Origin of the sequence: Achromobacter veterisilvae, assembly GCF_900496975.1 — a bacterium.
In the GTDB taxonomy this organism is placed as follows: Bacteria; Pseudomonadota; Gammaproteobacteria; order Burkholderiales; family Burkholderiaceae_B; genus Achromobacter; species Achromobacter veterisilvae.
The window spans coordinates 90,684-108,447 of sequence record NZ_UFQC01000011.1 but is presented as its reverse complement, the minus strand read 5'-3'; the positions used below and the strand labels follow the sequence as shown (position 1 = coordinate 108,447).

Genomic DNA, 17,764 nt, shown 5'->3' with positions numbered 1-17,764 from the left:
CAAATGCCGTTCCCGGCATCAGCCGTCGGCCGCAGCGGACCATACTATCCTGAGCTTTTCGCAGAGAGCCGAATCCAGTGGCCGGCGATGCTCGCGGATGAGGCGCCATCCGGCCAACGCGTCGCGGCAGGCGCGCACCCGGGCGCGACACCCCGGCACACGGCGCAACGTGGACAGGCTGTGTCCGATCGCCATCCAGGCAGGCAGCCGCAGCCATGCCGTCCACAGGGCATTGCGCGCCAGCATCCGGCTGCGCAGCGAACGGTCGCGCGCCAAGGACGGCCAATGATGGAGCCGAAGTTCGGGCGCATACGCGATCCGCCCACCCTGCGCGACGATATCCAGCGCCAGCAGCGCCTCCTCGCCGCCGATAAAAAATGGTTTCCAGTAGCCTCCCGCCCGCAGAAAGGCGTCGACGCGCATGATGCAGGCGCCGGCCATGAATCCCATCAATTCCGGTCCCACGCCGGCGATGAAGGGCAGCGGACTGCGGGCCATGGCCTCGCACGCGGGATCCGCCCGTTCGTCCCCGCCCACGCTGATGCGGGCATTGAGTACCGCAATGTCCGGATGGGCATCGAGGATATCCGCGGCCCTTTCGAGAGCGCCCGGAACCCACCAGGTATCATCGTCGCAGAATGCGACATACGGGGACACAACTCTCTGCACGCCCAGGTTCCGCCCCGCCGCGCCCAGGTTGGCTCCCGCGCGGATCAGCAAGACGCCAGGGAATTCGCGCTGCACGCGCAGCGCCGTGTCATCGGTGCAGCCGTTGTCGACGACCAGAATGGGGTGGTCGCCAGGCAGCGCGGCGAGCCGCCGCAAGGTCCGCAGGACTTCGCCGCGCCGGTTATGGGTCAACACCACGATGGAGGCGCGTGGCGGAGGCGGCGGACCGGTCATGCCGGCGGCCGCCCGCCGGCCAGGCGCCAGTAGCTCTCGGCCCGCTCGCTGGCATCGGGCAGGCTGCCCAGCGCCCTCAATTGCGAAGCGTAGGCGGATACCGCCTCGGCCTTGCCTGTCAGGTCCGTTTTCAAGCGCGCGGGCGTCGCAACGACGCCGCGGGCGCGCAGTTGTGCAAGGCGTTCCCGCACCGCGCCCGCCCGGTAGCAGTAGGGCACGTCCTCATAGAAGAACCAGCAAACGCCGGGACAGGCTCTCCGTACCTGCAATCCCGCGTCACTGACCCTCACGTGATCGCTATGAAACAGCCCCAAGGGGAGCGCCACCCGCCCCGCCGACAGACCGGCCAACGCATGCAGCAGGCTATCCGCAAGCTGCATCGAATTGCCGTCCGCGCCCTCCCTATATTGGGAATCAACGAAACCCAGCCCCCGCCCCGAGCATCCCACGAGTTTCAGCGCCAGGCGCTCCTCCGCCTGGCGCCGCTCCATCGCTTCGGCCGCACTCGAAAAGCCGCAACGGCGATCCCAGTCGGTAGACATGTCCAACGCTTCCGGCAAGCCGGTATGGACGGTGACGACGACGCTGCCCGGGTGGGCCCGCAACAGACCGGCGCAACTGAAGACGGCATCGTCCAGGTGTGGGGAAACGACAACGAACGGACTCGGGTCGCGCGACGTTTCGGCGTCCAAGGCCGTGGGGAGAAGGTTTTCGGCAGGCATGTCGGTTCCGGCAGCGTCGGCGTTCATCTCGGATGGCGCGTCCGCAGCAATCTCCATGCCGAGGTCCGGCAATTGGGTCGCCCTTTCCGGAAAAGGACAAGTCGCCTGCCACAAACGTGCTTGCGAGCAACGCGGATGGACATGGCGCCAGCGCGGCGGCGGCGGCGATTGCAGAGGCGGTAAGAAATTCCTGCGCCGCTTCCCTCTATCCTCCGGGCGGCAAGGCGCAATGGCCAGGCATGGCGCTTGCGGGGCTAGACCCGCTATTCCCACAAAGGAGCGTACTCATGAAGATTCGAGCCCTCACCTATGCGCTGGCCCTGTCGGCCGGACTGGCATCGGCGGCCGCGCTTGCCCAATCGGCGGCGCCCACCTCGCCCTCCAACACGCCGAACGACAGCACCGCCGTCCCCCCCAACCAGCCGGTGCCGCCAGGACAGAAGCCGCCTGCGCCGAATGCAACGCCCAACACGCCGACCAACCCGCCCAACCTGGGCAACCAGGGCCAGATGAAATCCGGCAAACATTCGGACGGCAAGTCCGGCCACCACCGCGAAGCCAACGACAATGTGCCAAGCACACCGAGCGGAGGCGCCACGCCGCCCCCCGGATATCCCAACACGGGCGGGTCGAAGTAGGCTCCTGCGTGCCGCTCAACGGACCGTGATCGCAATCCCCCGCAAGCCCCGGCCGCCCAGCAAAGGCGGCCGGCGGTGCTACTGCAACCAACGAGCCAGGACGCCCACGAGGAACAGCACCGCGATAACGGTCAGCCACAGCGCCAGCATCCCCCAGGGGCCGCGCCGCGTCCGGGCCTTGCGGACACCGGGCACGGCCTGGCGCCGGGGATCTTGCGAATTGGGGATGGTCATGGCGAATGCTCCGGTGGGCAAGCGGGAAGAGAAGCTCGCCACAGCACAGCGCGTTCCCGCCCCCGTAATAAGCCACCTCCCTATTGGATGCCCGCCCCCAACTGCGTCACGATAAGCTTTTTTTTTGCAGCTCGGCCAGCATGAAGTCGTGTATCGCCCACAACACCAGCACTTGGTCCTGCACCCAGAGTAGCCATTCGTCCTAGTCTCAAGGAACCGCGCTATGTCAAAACTACCTTTCCATGCTGAATCCGACAATGAGAGGCGCAAGGCGCAGCCAACGGCCGAGACCCCTCCAGCGGGACGCAAGAACGCGAACCCGAACACGAACTCCGGCTATCCCGCCGGAGGAGGCGAGCTTCCGAAAGGAAAAGATGCCTACGGCCGAGACCGCAAGACGCAGGAGCAAGCCGGAAAGCTCCCATCAACGAATCGCAGCCGCTGACATAAGGGGCTGCTCGGCACGCTACTTGCTAACCTCTATTCGACGCCGCGTATGGAGGCCTCTAGGAATCTCACCCTCCGAACGCTGCGGCCCACGCGACTGGTCGTCGCACACTCCTTTCGCGCCCTACTCCACGGGCGCTTTTTTTCGCTCCCCTTGCTATTGCACTTGCTTGCCCAGTGCCGCAGCACTATTGCTTCCGCCCCCCCTCTATTTCATACTGTTCTTCCGATCGTCTACTTTTGGAGGGTGCTGAAATGCATGATGACATCCGAAAGCAGGGAGCGCTGGCCGCCCGCCAAGGATTGACTCTATGGGATTGCCCATATCTCAGGGCGCATGCCATGCCGGGCCACACGGGGGAATCGACGGCAGAATGGCGCGCCAGGATTGAGGCATGGGAGGCTGGTTGGGCTAGCGAGATGAAGATCCGAAGGCCGCCAAAGAAGATGGCCGAGGCCGTCTACGAAAGCAGGGAGTAAGACGGTCCCGAGAAGGCGCCCCACATGGGGCGCTTTTCGTTGGCCGCCCTCTCAATTCGAGCGAAGCGAATCATGGATCCGCTCGCAGGTCAGTCCGGCGACGCGGGCACAGTCTGCAATTCCCGCAAGCTCTTCAGCTCGGCGGCAAACCGGCCGAGCATGCAGGCAAGCAGATCGACGGCGTCGGCCCCTGCCGGGCTTCCGTCGGCAGCGGCGGCAGGCTTGAAGCAGGGGTCGATCTATACAAGACGTTCCGGGACAAGGCCGACGGCTGCGTCAAGGTGGTGCTCAAACCCTGACAGCCGGACAGGCCTGCATCCAAACCGTTCGGCATAAGAAAGCCCCGACCGGAGCATCCGTATCGGGGCTGTCAATGCGGCGCAATCCGGCATCGACCGCGGTCTTCCGCCTCCTAGGTCGTCGCTACCGGATTCAGACGATCCGCAATCTCCGGCTGTACCAGTTCACCAGACGTACCTATATCCAAGCGAAAACGCGGACGGCACATCCAGACGCTGGCCGCCTGAATATTGATAGTCGGCGTAGATCCTGTGGGCATTCGACCAGGAAGCAGTGACTCCCAACCCGAGTTCCGCCCGCCCGCCAGACAAGTCCGTGCGAGTGGCGATACCGTTGGTTCGCACGCTGCTCTTGCCAGCCAACTCCTGGACCCAGCCCACTTTGACATATGGCTGGATGAAGCCGTCGCCTTGCAACTCGAACCGCTTCCCGAACAACGCGCCGGTCCGCACTTGCACCGAAGTCCCGCCCTCGGCCGAGACCATCAGACCATTGCTCGCGGTGTACCGATCACTGCCCGTTCGTACCACGGCTACCTGGCCCTGCGGCTCAGCAAACCACCGCTGCCCAAATACAACTCGCTGACCGACTTCCAGCGAAAGACCGGCAGCAGCGGTTCTTGTTTTGGCGCTGACCTCTCGGCCATCGGTGGTGGTGACGTTAAAACGATTGGCGAATCGATTGACCTTGAGTACCGAGTCCAGGTACCAACCGCTGTCAGCCAGATAGGTGGCGTAGGCGCCTGCATGATAGCTATTGCTGCGCCCATCCCCTTCGTCGGCAAAGCGGCGATCGCCATAGCTCAATCCGGCAAACCCGCCGACGTGCCAGAAACCGTCCCGACCCTCGAAACGTGTGTCGGCCCCGCCCTGCATTCCCCGCACTTTCTGATCAAACGGCCGGGCGCCACCGTTGTCTAACTTCTGCCGTTCGCCGAAAGTGCGCAGCCAAACGTTTTCGCCGGCGTTTCCATGCCGCAGTTCACCCATGCGCCGCATGAGCGAGCCCGTTTCCGCATACCAAAGCGCCTGCATAGTACTGGCCGAAGACGTGTTAATCGCAGCGTTGGCAGTGGTCGACAGTTGATTTTTTCCCGCATTTGGCGATGGCATGAGGCTCCAATCGGTGACGCGCCCGCCGATGTTGTCGTCGGTCATCAATGCATACCGATAGGTGCCAAGGTCAACAACCTGGTCCCGATTTGCAAGGCCAAATGTTCCCGAGCCCCCCTCCGACTCGATGATACGCAAGGTTCCGGATTCTTTCGAAGGCTCGTAGCCGCTGTTAGCCACAAATACCTCATGTTGGCCCTCGACAGTTCCACTTACACGCAGTAGATCTCCTTGACCAGCACCCAGGTTGGTTCTGAAGGCAAATAAACCATGGCCGGTGAGATCGCCGCTCAGATGCACCACCTTGAAACTGTCGTCCGGAGTAATGAACGAAACCGTTCCTGCCGTATCCAGACTTCCCAAGTCGGAGTTGTCACGCACATACCAAGTGCTAGTCCGGTCAATGGATAACCTGTCCACCGAATGGCCTCCGTGCCCCTTAAGGGCCCCTACCAATACGGAATTTTCGCCCAAGGCGATGGTGGTAGATCCGCTTTCCACGATCACGTCACCCATCAGTTGGCTGCGTTGGGCCTGCAGGGCGACCGTGCCCACCATTACGGGGTTATCTCTGGCCGCGCTGGGATCCGTCAGGATTTCAACCGGCGTCAAATCCTTTAGGGCTTCAACTCGAAGCAAGATCCCTTCGCCACCACGCCCGATAACGGTGGCGTCCGAAAGCGCAATGTCTTGACTGCCACCGCTAACTCTGATGGCTGCGGCAATTTCGGTTTCAACCCGGCTTCCTCCGCGAAGGCTAAAGCTGCTATGGCTATCCTCATCCGTGCTGAAAAGCCAAACACCATTGGCACCTGCGCCGTACGTGTGAATCGCGACACCATCCATCTGTGGCGCAATGTCGGTGCCAACGAACCCGTGGGAACCTTCGCCCCTGGTCGTCACCGCGGTGTTGGCGGCCAATACCGAACCGCCCTCCCCCCAGATGCCATACGCGTTCTTTCCTTGCGTGTAGATGGCGCTGCCATCCAGGACCAGATTGCCTCCGAACAAAGCTGCCGCGCCAGCGCCATAATCGCCGGACGTGTATATACCCACATTTCTCGCGGCAATGAAGACATTGTCATATAAGCCGTTCATAGCAACGCCCATGCTGGCGTAACCCTGGGTGCCGATAAAGCCGCCTTCTATCGCAAGGTCGCCTCCAAAGTTGAAAATGCCGTTCGCGTTTTCTCCTGTAGTTCGAATGTCGGAATCGATCAAGGAGACCTTGGAGGGCCCCGTCATAGACACGCCAGCCTTCAGCGATAGATCATCCTCCGGAGCATTGATTGAGATCCGCACTCGCTCAAGAGATGCATCGGAACTTCCATGAATAACAAGACCTAAGGCGCCGGAAGATATCTCGGTGTCTCGAAAACTAACCACAGAGCGCGAGCCGCCATCATTGATGACTACGGCGGACTTGTCGGCGCGAATGCTGCCCCCAATGAAGGAGAGTCGACTGTCTCCTGTGGCGACCAACCCAACGCCCCGCTCGGCAAATAAATGAGTGTCGCTGGCAGACAGATCGACCTGATGAAGAACCAGTGCGTTGGCATACTGCCCACGCGTCGAGATACTGACGTTTTTTAAGTCCACCGAGCCACCAGATGCCTGAAAGCCGGACGCACCCTCGCCCGTGGTCTCAATGAAGGAATCGCCAACAAAGATCTTGCTGTTGCCGCCGAAGCCCGACGCGTATATGCCGTGGCTATAGTCACCGTGGGTCGTTATAGAGCTATTGTAGATATTGGCCTCACCACGGCCGTCCACCCATACCCCGTATGCACCACGGCCCGCAGTCGATATCAGACTTCCACCAGTCGCGACGGAGCCGCCGTTAAGCACATGCAGGCCGGACGTACCGTCATTCGCGGTCCGGATCGTAGCTCTGTCGATAACAACATCGATACCGTCAGCTATGACGGTGTCGATGATGGTCGATTTCTTGCGGGGAGGAATGTCCGTCTCGGCGCCGTGAGACGGATAGGCGGGTAGAAGCGAAGAAACAAGCGCGAAGTAGATCGCATTCTGACGTAATGTCATCGCGTCCTTTCAAGATCTATAGGCCGGCTGCGTCCACCAGTGGAAGACAGAAGACACATCAACAAAGGGGGGTATGCACCGCATAAGCGCCGTTTTGAGAGAAGACAGCGGATCGCTCCCTAGAGAGAACAACCCGCCGTTGGCGCGTAACTGATCGAATTCAGCCTGCGATGCTAGGTATTACTGCGGCCAGCCGGTGCACATGTGAACGTGCGCACGCTTAGTGCTCCGCAGATAGATCGCAAGTGTGCGGTTCTTGTCCACGCGATCCGAGTGAGGCCGCGGACAAGATTCTGCTCACGACCTAGGCATCCAGCCGTGAGATTTTTCTTGAAATCTTCCGTCCCTTTTAATTAACCGAGACGTGCCGTATTATTTTGCAGTAGTTATCGATTCAATTGAAACGATCGCATGCGTTTCATGTTCGTCGTCCTTATCCGCTGCCTGGAAGCGCTGATCGACATAGCGAGCTTTGGCCGAGACGCAAGCAAGTAGCATCATCAGCCGTGCCCGCAGCTTCGGAGAGTGGGCCGGCGTCGTTTCGGCACCGGCGCAAGACGCGACTTTCCAAGTGGAAGTGAACTTAATCTGGCCTGCCGGCCTGCCCGCCCAGGAAGGCACGATTGCGCAGTCTGAGGGGGAGACGCCGACTAGAATCGGGACTATTCAGGCGCAAGCTCGCCGCCCAAACACCGAAAGCACCCCATTGATTTAATTATTGTTTATGGCGCGGCAGGAGGGGATCGAACCCCCGACCCCGGGCTTAGAAGGCCCGTGCTCTATCCAACTGAGCTACTGCCGCGCGGTCTGGCGATGGCCCGGAAGCGATCCGGGCGCCGCATTTTACCTTGTTGCGGGCGGCTTGGGCGGCCCCGGCCGGCGCCGCGCCCTATTCTTCGCCGATGTCGGCGTGCGTGGACACCCACAGCACCACCGCGTCTTCCTGGCTCAGGCTGATCACCCGGTGGCCCATGCGGCTGTCGATGTAGAAGCTCTCGCCGGCCTTCAGGCGGGCGGGTTCGTAGAATTCCGTATAGAGCTGGACTTCGCCTTCCAGGACGTAGACGAACTCTTCCCCGCGATGGCGGCTCCAGTCGTGGAACTCCTCGAAGGCGCGGGCCTTGACCCGGGTATGGAAGGGCATCATCCGCTTGTGGGACAAGGCGGTGCACAGCAGGCGGTGGTCGTAATACGGCGTTTCGTACTGGCGCCCTTCCCCCTGGCGGCTCAGGCTGCGGCGCCCCGTGCCCATGTGGGCGTCGGGCGCGGTGAACAGTTCGGCCACGTCCAGTTCCAGGCCGGCGGCGATCTTGATCAGGTTGTCATAGGTGGGCGACAGCAGGCCGTTTTCGATCTTGGACAACGTGGACGCGGACACGCCGGTGGCCGCGGCCGCCTGCTTCAGGGTCCAGGTCCGCGCCTGGCGCAGGGCTCGCAGCCGTCGTGCCAATACGCTCTGTTTGTTGCCTTCCATCTGTGCACCCTGTCATGCCCGCGACCGCCGCTCCCGCCACCAGTCGCGCGCCTGGTAAGACCAATAAGTAAGTTGAACCGCCGCCGTGCCGAAGCCGCCGCCGTTCCAGGCAAGCCCGAAGGGTGCGAATAGCTTGTAGCGCTGGGTATCGCCCGTGATCCCTTCGGCGACGACGCGGCCGCCGATCGAGGTCGTGTTCATGCCATGCCCGCCGAACGCCGTGCAATACCAGACGTCCGGCGCCAACAGGCCGATCTGCGGCATCAGGTGCCGCGCGTAGGCCATGCATCCCGACCACGCCGTCTCCACCCGCAGCCCCTTCAATTGAGGGTAGACCGAGAGCAGTTCGCGGCGCAGCGACTCGGCCAGGTCGGGCGGGTCATCGACACGGGTGGTGATTCTACTGCCCCAGCCGATGCGGCCGCCATCGAGCACCCGGTAGTAGTTGCCGGCGCGGCGGTCGTCGCCGATGGCGGCGGTGCTGCGGATGGCATCCAGCACCCGGTCGCCCAGGGGCTCGGTCAGCATGATGTAGGTGGCGATCGGCAGCACCGCCCGGCGCAGGGCCGGCACCACGCCGTCGGTATAGCCGCCGGTGGCCAGCACCACGCTGCGGGCGTCGACCTGGCCCTGCCCGGTCTTCAAGCGCTTGACCGGGCCATCCAGCTCCGCGTGCGTGACGGCGGAGTCTTCGTGGATGCGCACGCCCAGCCGCGCGCATTCGCGGGCCAGCGCGCGGGCGTAGTTCAGGGGATGGAAGTGGAAGGACGTCGGGTCTTCTATGCCCTGGAAGTACACATCGGACACCAGGCGCTCGCGTACCTGCGCGCGGGTCAGAAAGCGCACATCGCGGCCGAAGTCGCGCTGCTGGTCATCGCACCATTGCCGCAAGGCGTCGGTCGCTTCATAGCGCACGACGCGCAAGCGGCCGTCGACCTTGTGCGCGTCTTCTATCGCCAGGTCGCGGATGTTGGCACGGATGATTTCCACGCCTTCCATGGAAAGCCGGTAGAGCTGGCGGTAGTGGTCCTCGTCCACGTGCCGCCGGATGGCGTCCGCGCCCGCGGAGAAAGCCGGCGATACCGAGCCGCCGTTGCGGCCCGACGCGCCCCAGGCGATGCGCCGCCCCTCCAGCAAGGTGACTCCCCGGCCGCGCCTGGCCAGTTCCAGCGCGGCCGACAGGCCGGCCAGCCCTGCCCCCACCACGCAGACGTCGGCGCTGTCCGTGCCCGCCAGCGGCGGATAGTAGGTGGCGGTATCGCCCAGCGTGCGCCGGTAATAGGTGTCGATGTACTCGGATGCCATGATGCTCCGTGTCAGTGCAGGCTTGCGCCCTGCAGGCCGCCGGTCAACCGTTTCTCGAGCCAGTTGGCCAGGCGCAGCAGCGGGTAGCAGTAGATGAAATAGATGGCCGCGATCATGCCGTAGATGAACAGCGATTTGGCCGGGAAGGTGATGATGAACACCTCGCCCTGCCGCGTCAGTTCGGTGATGCCCACTACGGACAGGATGGCGGTGCTCTTGATCAGCATGACGTAGACGCCGCTCATCGGCTGCACGATCAGGCGCATGGCCTGCGGCAGGACGACCAGCCGCAGGATCTGGAAGGGTTTCAGGCCCAGCGTCATCGCGCCTTCCGTCTGGCCGCGCGGCACGGCCTGGATGGCGCCCATGACGATCTCGGCCACGTAGCAGGACGTGTAGACCGACAGCGACACGAAGGCCGCCGTGCCGGAATCCCAATGCAGCATCTCGATGCCGGAACTGGGCAGCACGAAGTAGAAGATATAGAGCTGCACCAGGAACGGCGTGCCGCGCAGGATGTGGATGTACAGCCCCAGGAGCTGGTGCACGCCGCGGATGCGATAGCTGCGGATCACGCCGATGACGAAACCCAGCAGGGATCCGGCGATGATCGCCATGAAGGAGATCTTCAGGGTTTCCCAGAAGCCCTTCAGCAGGAACGGCAGCACGACGCCGGCGGTGGAAAGATAGGAATCCAGCATGCTTACCTCGCGTTCCAGGCCGGCCCCGCCAGCCACAGGCTCACGCTCCGGGACAACAGCAGCATGACGCCATAGATCAGCAGATAGCCTGCCGCGATGGTCAGGAAGCTTTCGTTGGGCACGATGCGGTCGCTGTTCATCTGCACGCCCGCGGCGACCAGTTCGAACACCGTGATCAGGGACAACAGCGAGGTGTCCTTGATCAGCACGGCGGTCTGGCCCAGCAGGGGCGGCAGCGTATTGGCGAAGGCCTGCGGCAGCACGACATAGCGCAGGCGCTGGCGGTAGTTCATGCCGCAGGCCTTCGCCCCCTCGATCTGGCCCCGAGGCACGGATTCGATCCCCACGCGGATGATCTCGCTCATGTAGGCGGCGTGGTGCAGCGTCATCGCGACGATGCCCAGCAGCATCTCGCTCCAGCCCTTGGCGCCCGGGACCAGCATGGGCACCGCGTAATAGACCAGGTAGATCTGCACCAGCAGCGGCGTGGACCGGATGAACTGCACATAGGCCGCCACGGGACGCCAGACGGCCCCCCGCGGCGACATATGGGCCAGCGCGATCGGAACGCCCGCGACCACCGACAGGACGAGGCTCGCTCCCGCCGCGATGAGCGTATTGCCCAGGCCCGTGGCGAACTGCCCCGCGTACTGGCTGACGATGCGCCAGTTATAGAAATCGATCAGCCAGTCCATGGGCTCAGTGGTCTTTCTTCCAGTCGGTGGAGTACCAGTACTTCACCTGCTCGGGCAGCGTGTTGTCGGCGGTCTTCAGCGTCTGCCAGTTGTCCAGCCAGAACTTCAGGCGGAAGGCGTTGGGGCCGACGGCGAAGGCCAGGGGCTCGCGCACCATGATGCCGTCCAGCACCCGCAGGTTGCCGAAGTCGACCAGGAACTGGTTGGCGGTGGACAGCGACATGATGCCGGCGTCCAGGCGGCCGCTGGACAGGGCCTGCCCCACCGGCGCGCTGCCGCCCGAGAACTCTTTCATGGTGGCCTTGGGCAGCATCTTCTTGCCCACTTCGGCATAGGTGCTGGCGCCCAGCACGCCCACGGTCACGCCTTCCTTGTCGAGTTCGCCGTAGGACTTGTAGGGCGAATCCTTGGGCACGACGGCCACGGTGTCGGCGTAGAACATCGGCGCCGAAAACAGCACCTGGGCCGCGCGCTGCGGCGTGGGCGTCATGTCGGCCGCCACCATGTCGGCCTTGCCGGACAGCAGCGCCGGGATCAGGCCTTTCCACTCGTAGTCCTGCAGCACCAGCTTCACGCCCAGGTCGTCGGCCATGCGCTTGGCCACTTCCACGGCCAGCCCGGTGCGCTTGCCCGTCTTGTCCATGAAGCTCATCAGCGGCCCCGAAGTCTGCACGGCGACCCGGAGTTCGCCGCGCTTGAGAATGTCCGACAGTTCGTCCGCCTGCGCCGGCGCGGCAACGGCCGCCGCCGCCAGGGCGAAGCCGGCTACGCCCAGCCATTGTTTGATTTTCAGCATGTCTAACCCCTTGTGGTGAATGGACCCATGTCATTCCGGGCAAAGCACATCGCGCCGGCAGCGCCCGGATAAGCCGGACCGGCCTGGTTACTCCGGGAAGCCGCGCAGCGCGCGGACAGCCCGTTTCGTTGCTTCTTTGCTGCTGGGACTACAGAATCTTCTCCAGGAAGGCGCGAGTGCGCGCTTCCTTGGGATGGCAGAACACCTCGTCGGGCGTGCCCGTTTCCACGATGCGGCCGGCGTCCATGAACAGCGCGCGGTCGGCCACGTCCCGGGCGAAGCCCATTTCGTGGGTCACCACCGCCATGGTCATGCCGTCGCGCGCCAGGGCGCGCATCAGTTCGAGGATGCCGCCCACGGTTTCCGGATCGAGCGCCGAGGTCGCTTCGTCGAACAGCATCAGTTTGGGATCCATGGCCAGCGCGCGGGCGATGGCCACGCGCTGCTGCTGGCCGCCGGACAATTGGCTGGGATAGCGGTCGCCGTAGTCGGCCATGCCGACGCGGCCCAGCAGTTCGCGGGCATAGCGTTCGGCCTCCGCCCGGCCCCGCCCCCGCACCACGCGCTGGGGTAGCGCGACGTTGTCCAGCGCGGTACGGTGTTGGAACAGGTTGAAATGCTGGAACACCATGCCGACCTCGGTGCGCCAGCGGTTGACGTCGGTGGCGGGGTCGGTGAGCGACACGCCGTCCACGCGGATGGCGCCGCTGTCGATGCTTTCCAGCCCGTTCAGGGTGCGCAGCAAGGTGCTCTTGCCGGAGCCGGACGGCCCGACCACCACCATGACCTCGCCCCGGCCGAGCTGGCAATCGATGCCGTCCAGCGCCCGGTGCGGGGCCTGCCCGTCGCGCTGATAGGTCTTGGTGACTGCCTGGACAACCAACAACGGTTCCGCCACGGTTTCACCCTGGATTAGTGTGGGCGCCGGACACTGGCGCGTGCCTGGCGACTGGCTGCCTCCGCGCATTCGTGCGCAAGAGGGGCGATCAAAAAGGTTTCGCATTTCAGGCTGGAGTTTCGTATAGTAAATTTTTTTCCAGACTAGCCACTTAGGCATAACCCTTAAGCGAAGGAACCGGCATGGATACCCCCCAAGACATCTTGCGCGCGCTCGGGCTCAACCCGGAGTCGCTGACCGGCGGAACGCTGAGCGCGCGCAGCCCGATCGACGGCGCCGAACTGGCGCGGGTCCATGAACACACGGTCGCGCAGGCCCATTCGGCCATCACGCGCGCGCGCCAGGCCAGCCTGGCCTGGCGCGACGTCCCGGCGCCGCGCCGCGGCGAACTGGTGCGCCTGTTCGGCGACATCCTGCGCCAGCACAAGCGCGAACTGGGCCGCCTGGTCAGCCTGGAAGCGGGCAAGATCGTCGCCGAAGGCGAAGGCGAAGTGCAGGAGATGATCGACATCTGCGATTTCGCCGTCGGCCTGTCGCGCCAGTTGTACGGCCTGACCATCGCGTCCGAGCGCCCCGGCCACCGCATGATGGAAACCTGGCACCCGCTGGGCGTGGTCGGCGTGATCAGCGCCTTCAACTTCCCCGTCGCCGTGTGGTCCTGGAACACCGCGCTGGCGCTGGTCTGCGGCAATGCCGTGGTGTGGAAGCCGTCCGAGAAAACGCCGCTGACCGCGTTGGCTTGCCAGGCCCTCTTCGCCCTGGCCGCGCAACGCTTCGGCGACGCGCCCGCCGGCCTGTCCGAAGTGCTGATCGGCGGCCGCGACATCGGCGAGGCGCTGGTGGATTCGCACGCGGTGGCGCTGGTGTCGGCCACCGGGTCGACCCGCATGGGCCGCCAGGTGGGCCCGCGCGTGGCGCAGCGCTTCGGCCGCGTCCTGCTTGAACTGGGCGGCAACAACGCCATCATCGTCGGCCCCACCGCCGATCTGGACATGGCCGCCCGCGGCATCGTGTTCGGCGCCATCGGCACCGCCGGCCAGCGCTGCACCAGCACGCGCCGCCTGATCGTGCACGAAAGCGTGGCCGACGACCTGGTGCGGCGCCTGCACAAGGCCTACGCCAGCGCGCCCATCGGCAATCCGCTGGACGGCGCCACGCTGGTCGGCCCGTTGATCGACCGCGGCTCGTTCGACGCCATGCAGGCCGCGCTGAAGGCGGCGCGCGAACAAGGCGGCACGGTCACCGGCGGCGAACGCGTGCTGGCCGGCGAATACCCCGACGCCTGGTACGTGCGTCCCGCCATCGCCGAGATGCCAGGCCAGACGGACGTGGTCTGCCACGAAACCTTCGCGCCCATCCTCTACGTGATGCGCTACACCGATTTCAGCCAGGCGCTGGCGATGCAGAACGGCGTGCCGCAGGGCCTGTCGTCGGCCATCTTCACCAACGATCTGCGCGAGGCCGAGACCTTCCTGTCGGCGGCGGGATCCGACTGCGGCATCGCCAACGTGAACATCGGCACCTCGGGCGCCGAAATCGGCGGCGCCTTCGGCGGCGAAAAGGAAACCGGCGGCGGCCGCGAATCGGGTTCGGACGCCTGGCGCAACTACATGCGCCGCGCGACCAACACGATCAACTATTCGCGCCAGCTACCGCTGGCCCAGGGCATCAAGTTCGGCGAATAGCCCCCTCCGGGGGCCCGGCCGGCAAGTCCCCGCGCATCGCCCGGTGCGCGGGGACTTGCGCTTTCTACATACGATTAGCCTGCCTTACAAATTGTTTCCGTGGTCGGTGCTACATTTCCTCGTCACAAAACCAGGTTACGTCCCAATGTCTACAAGCCGTCCCGCACGCCCCGTCCCGCCCTTGCGCGCCTTGGCCGCCGCCCTCGCCATGAGCGTCGCGGGCACCGCCGCCGCGGGCGTGTCGTACCGGCTGGACCGCCCCTCGGCCGCCCCCGGCGAAACCGTCACCATCGAGGCGGTGTACTTCAACGAAGACACCGCCCGCGTCAACTGGGAAGCGCCGCCCGAACTGGTGCTGCAATGGCGCGGCCAGGACGGCCAGATCGTGCGCAGCCTGGCCAAGCTGCGCGGCGGCCCCGCCAGCTTCAGCGTGCCGGTCAACAACTTCGCGCGCATGGCGTGGACGGCCATCGTGCCGGCCACGGCGCATGGCCTGCAAGCCGTATCCATCGAAGGCCAGCCCGCGATGATGGCGCTGGACGCCACGGGACGCGACAGCGGCACGCTGGCCAGCACGCCCGCCCAGGGGCCCGTGGTGGACGCGCGCAGCGGCGAACCCGTGCCCGTGGCCGCCGTCACCGCGGTCGGCGCGTCGCCGGAAGGCGGCCCGTCGCCCGACGCCAGCGCCGTGCCCACCGTGCAGCAGCAGACCGCGTTCGACCGCTTCCGCAGTTCCATTTCCGAATACAAACCGGTGTATTTCGACATCGGCACCCGCGGACAGACCACCGCCCGCTTCCAGATCAGCGCCAAGTACCGCCTCTTCAGCCCCGCGGGCGGCCAGCCGCCGACCTGGGACGAGAACTTCTACCTGGCCTATACCCAGACCTCGCTGTGGGACTTGCAGGGCGACTCCATGCCCTTCATCGACACGACGTTCAACCCCAGCGCCTTCTGGCTGTCCGACAATATCTGGTCGTCCGCCAGCCAGAACTGGCGCTTCGGCATGAACACTGGGGTCGAGCACAACTCGAACGGCAAGGACGGCGACGATTCTCGCTCGCTCAACGACGGCTACATCGAGCCGCGCTTCCATTACCGTTTCGACGGCGGCAGCACGCTTACCTTCGCGCCCAGGGTCAAGGCCTATTTCAGCGTGGCCGACGAGAACCGCGATTACTCCGACTATGCCGGCCACGTCGACTGGCAGTTGCGCTGGGCTCAGGACAACGGCGCCGTCGTCTCGGCCCTGTACCGCCAGGGCGACCAGAAGCGCCGCACCACGCAACTGGATTTCGCCTGGCCGCTGCGGCGCACGTGGCTGAACATGAACGGCTACCTGCACCTGCAGTACTTCAACGGATACGGCGAAACGCTGCTGGGCTACAACCAGCGCAACGAATCGCAGTTCCGCATCGGCCTGTCGCTGGTGCCGTAAACCTCTTATTCGTCGACGGCCAGCTCTTCCCAGGCCAGTTCGCGGGTGCGCTCCAGCGCGACGGTGACCTGGGCGGCCGCCTCGCGCGCGGCCTGGACCAGGTCCGTGCCATTCAGCAGCCGGGCCGTCACGCTGGCCATGAACACGTCGCCCGTGCCATGCACCGACGGCGGGATGGCGATTTCGGGATGGGTCACCACGGTGGCCTCGTCCCGCGTCACCACCACCAATTGCAGCGTGCCCGGCGCGGCCGCCATGGGCGCGGCGCTGGTCACCACGACCCAATCGGGCCCGAGCGCGATCAGCTCGCGCGCGGCGGCCACCACCTCGTCGATGGACGACAGGGCCCGACCCACCAGCAGTTCCAGTTCGAAATGATTGGGCGTCATGCCGTCGGCCAGCGGCACCAGCAGGCCGCGGTATTGCGCGACCAGCCCTTCGTCCACGTATAGGCCGTCGTTGCGGTCGCCCATGACGGGATCGATATGCACCTTCAGGCCGGGCCGCGCGGCGCGCAGCGCGGGCAGCCAGCCGGCCAGAAGATCGGCCTGCCCGGGCTGGCCCAGGTAGCCGCAGACCACCGCGCGCGCCACCCGCGTCACGCCGCGCTCGTCCAGCCCCTGCAGCAGCCCCTGGAACCAGTCCAGCGGCGTCGCGCCTCCGTGCAGGGTCGGATAGTGCGGCGTATTGCTCAGGATGACGGTGGGCACCGCGATCGCGCGCACACCCGCCTTGCGGAAGACGGGCATGGCGGCGTTGTTGCCGACGTAGCCATAGACGACCTGGGACTGGATGGAAATGACGTCCACCTGCGCGGTGACGGCGGGCAGCGCCGCGCCCGGCGCGGGGGCAGCGGGAATTGCGGTCATATCGCTTGCTCCTGGGAGGCGGCGCCTTCGCGCGCGCCAGGCTCTACGCCATGCGGGTGATGAAATAGATCTTCTTGACGAACTGGTCCACTTCCCAGCGGCCGGTATAGCCTTCGGGCATGACGAAAGCCTCGCCCACGGTCAGTTCATGCACGGTGCCGTCCGGGTCGACCAGGCGGGCCGAACCTTCGACGATGTAGCCGAACTCGATATAGCCGGTGGTGTTGGACTGGAAGACGCCCGCGGTGCTTTCCCACACGCCGGCCTCGGCCTTGCCGCCGTTGCCCTCGAAGGCGGTCACGGTGCGGAACGCCGCGTCGCCTGAAATCGGGCGCCGCGGCTTGCCGGGCACCGGGTTCTTCATGGGGCCGGCATCGATGCGGACGAGCCGCGATTGGTCATTTTTCATGTGAAGACAGTTCCTGTATCTGTATGGGCATTATGCGGCGCGCCGGCGCGGGCTCAGTGCGCCGCCACCACCAGCACTTCGGCCATGGCGCGGCTGACTGTGCGCATGCGGTGGGGCAGTTCCGAATCGAAATAGACCGAATCGCCGGTTTCCAGGCGGAACTGGCGTTCGCCCACCTGCACCTCGATGGCGCCCTTGAGCACCAGCAGGAATTCCTCGCCGGGATGCGGGAACACGGCGGCGGCATCGGGAAATTCGCGCGGCGGATGCACCACGAAGGGCTCCATCGCCTTGACCTTGCGGCGCCCGGCCAGCGATTCGTAATGGTATTCGCTCCCCAGGCCCCGGCGCTGAAGCGCCTCGCGGTCGGCGACGCGGACCACGCTGACGACCTCTTCCTGCGCGGCGTCGTCCGACCCCACCAACTGGGACACGCCCAGGCCATAGGCCTCGGCCAGCCTCAGCACGGTGGAAATGGACGGTTCGCTCAAGCCGCGCTCCAGCTTCGAGAGGTAGCTCTTGGTCAATCCGGTGCGCTGCGCCAACTGTTCCAGGGACAGGGTTTGCTGGCGGCGCAGGGCGCGCAAGCGGTGCGGCAGGTCGATCATGGAG

Annotated in this window: 17 protein-coding genes and 1 tRNA gene; 4 read left to right on the top strand and 14 right to left on the bottom strand. The window is 64.9% G+C overall.

From position 1 onward, the window contains the following. Positions 1-18: 18 nt before the first annotated feature. Together AVE30378_RS12360 and AVE30378_RS12355 are read right to left on the bottom strand one after the other, a co-directional pair. The gene (locus tag AVE30378_RS12360; protein WP_129241155.1) at positions 19-903 is read right to left on the bottom strand and encodes a glycosyltransferase family 2 protein; all 885 of its coding nucleotides are present in this window, start codon (positions 901-903) and stop codon (positions 19-21) included. Next, complete coding sequence (locus AVE30378_RS12355; RefSeq protein WP_244235026.1) at positions 900-1,682, bottom strand: PIG-L family deacetylase; 783 nt, start codon at positions 1,680-1,682, stop codon at positions 900-902. The genes AVE30378_RS12360 and AVE30378_RS12355 overlap by 4 nt, the downstream gene beginning before the upstream one ends. A 230-nt stretch (positions 1,683-1,912) precedes the next feature. Between AVE30378_RS12355 and AVE30378_RS12350 the strand changes: the two genes are divergently transcribed. After that, a complete protein-coding gene (locus AVE30378_RS12350) occupies positions 1,913-2,263 on the top strand; it encodes a hypothetical protein (protein WP_129241154.1) in 351 nt (116 codons plus the stop codon). 78 nt (positions 2,264-2,341) lie between these two features. Here the strand turns inward: AVE30378_RS12350 and AVE30378_RS32585 are convergent, their stop codons facing one another. After that, positions 2,342-2,497, bottom strand: coding sequence for a hypothetical protein (locus AVE30378_RS32585; RefSeq protein ID WP_165360163.1), 156 nt, complete (start codon positions 2,495-2,497; stop codon positions 2,342-2,344). 702 nt (positions 2,498-3,199) lie between these two features. On the opposite strand from AVE30378_RS32585, the gene AVE30378_RS33050 reads away from it, so the two are divergent. Next, the gene (locus AVE30378_RS33050; protein ID WP_129241153.1) at positions 3,200-3,424 is read left to right on the top strand and encodes a CrpP-related protein; all 225 of its coding nucleotides are present in this window, start codon (positions 3,200-3,202) and stop codon (positions 3,422-3,424) included. 464 nt (positions 3,425-3,888) lie between these two features. Here the strand turns inward: AVE30378_RS33050 and AVE30378_RS12340 are convergent, their stop codons facing one another. From AVE30378_RS12340 to AVE30378_RS12305, 8 genes are all read right to left on the bottom strand, one after another. Continuing rightward, a complete protein-coding gene (locus tag AVE30378_RS12340; protein ID WP_129241152.1) occupies positions 3,889-6,882 on the bottom strand; it encodes an autotransporter outer membrane beta-barrel domain-containing protein in 2,994 nt (997 codons plus the stop codon). Positions 6,883-7,607: 725 nt separating this feature from the next. Next, positions 7,608-7,684, bottom strand: a tRNA-Arg gene (locus AVE30378_RS12335). A gap of 87 nt (positions 7,685-7,771) precedes the next feature. Further along, entirely contained in the window at positions 7,772-8,356 is a 585-nt protein-coding gene (locus AVE30378_RS12330) for a helix-turn-helix domain-containing protein (RefSeq protein ID WP_129241151.1), read from the bottom strand. A 12-nt stretch (positions 8,357-8,368) separates the two neighbouring features. After that, positions 8,369-9,661 (bottom strand): NAD(P)/FAD-dependent oxidoreductase, encoded by a 1,293-nt coding sequence (locus tag AVE30378_RS12325; protein WP_129241150.1) that lies wholly within the window; start codon positions 9,659-9,661, stop codon positions 8,369-8,371. 11 nt (positions 9,662-9,672) lie between these two features. After that, positions 9,673-10,362: an amino acid ABC transporter permease gene (locus AVE30378_RS12320; protein ID WP_129241149.1), complete on the bottom strand. Its 690-nt coding sequence runs from the start codon at positions 10,360-10,362 to the stop codon at positions 9,673-9,675. Between the two features lie 2 nt (positions 10,363-10,364). After that, complete coding sequence (locus AVE30378_RS12315; RefSeq protein ID WP_129241148.1) at positions 10,365-11,057, bottom strand: amino acid ABC transporter permease; 693 nt, start codon at positions 11,055-11,057, stop codon at positions 10,365-10,367. Positions 11,058-11,061: 4 nt separating this feature from the next. After that, positions 11,062-11,853: an ABC transporter substrate-binding protein gene (locus AVE30378_RS12310; protein WP_129241147.1), complete on the bottom strand. Its 792-nt coding sequence runs from the start codon at positions 11,851-11,853 to the stop codon at positions 11,062-11,064. 148 nt (positions 11,854-12,001) lie between these two features. Beyond that, complete coding sequence (locus AVE30378_RS12305; protein ID WP_129241146.1) at positions 12,002-12,751, bottom strand: amino acid ABC transporter ATP-binding protein; 750 nt, start codon at positions 12,749-12,751, stop codon at positions 12,002-12,004. Between the two features lie 182 nt (positions 12,752-12,933). Between AVE30378_RS12305 and amaB the strand changes: the two genes are divergently transcribed. Together amaB and AVE30378_RS12295 are read left to right on the top strand one after the other, a co-directional pair. After that, complete coding sequence (amaB, locus tag AVE30378_RS12300) at positions 12,934-14,436, top strand: L-piperidine-6-carboxylate dehydrogenase (protein ID WP_129241145.1); 1,503 nt, start codon at positions 12,934-12,936, stop codon at positions 14,434-14,436. Positions 14,437-14,581: 145 nt separating this feature from the next. After that, positions 14,582-15,874, top strand: coding sequence for a phospholipase A (locus AVE30378_RS12295; protein WP_129241144.1), 1,293 nt, complete (start codon positions 14,582-14,584; stop codon positions 15,872-15,874). A 5-nt stretch (positions 15,875-15,879) separates the two neighbouring features. Here the strand turns inward: AVE30378_RS12295 and pdxY are convergent, their stop codons facing one another. From pdxY to AVE30378_RS12280, 3 genes are read right to left on the bottom strand one after another with little or no spacing between them, the layout of a single operon-like run. Next, complete coding sequence (gene pdxY, locus AVE30378_RS12290; RefSeq protein ID WP_129241143.1) at positions 15,880-16,743, bottom strand: pyridoxal kinase; 864 nt, start codon at positions 16,741-16,743, stop codon at positions 15,880-15,882. A gap of 43 nt (positions 16,744-16,786) precedes the next feature. Further along, positions 16,787-17,152 carry a cupin domain-containing protein gene (locus tag AVE30378_RS12285; RefSeq protein ID WP_129241142.1) on the bottom strand — a complete coding sequence of 122 codons (366 nt, stop codon included), beginning with the start codon at positions 17,150-17,152 and terminating at the stop codon, positions 16,787-16,789. 53 nt (positions 17,153-17,205) lie between these two features. Then, on the bottom strand, positions 17,206-17,760 hold the full coding sequence (locus AVE30378_RS12280; protein ID WP_129241141.1) for a helix-turn-helix domain-containing protein: 555 nt from the start codon (positions 17,758-17,760) through the stop codon (positions 17,206-17,208). Between the last annotated feature and the right edge of the window lie 4 nt (positions 17,761-17,764).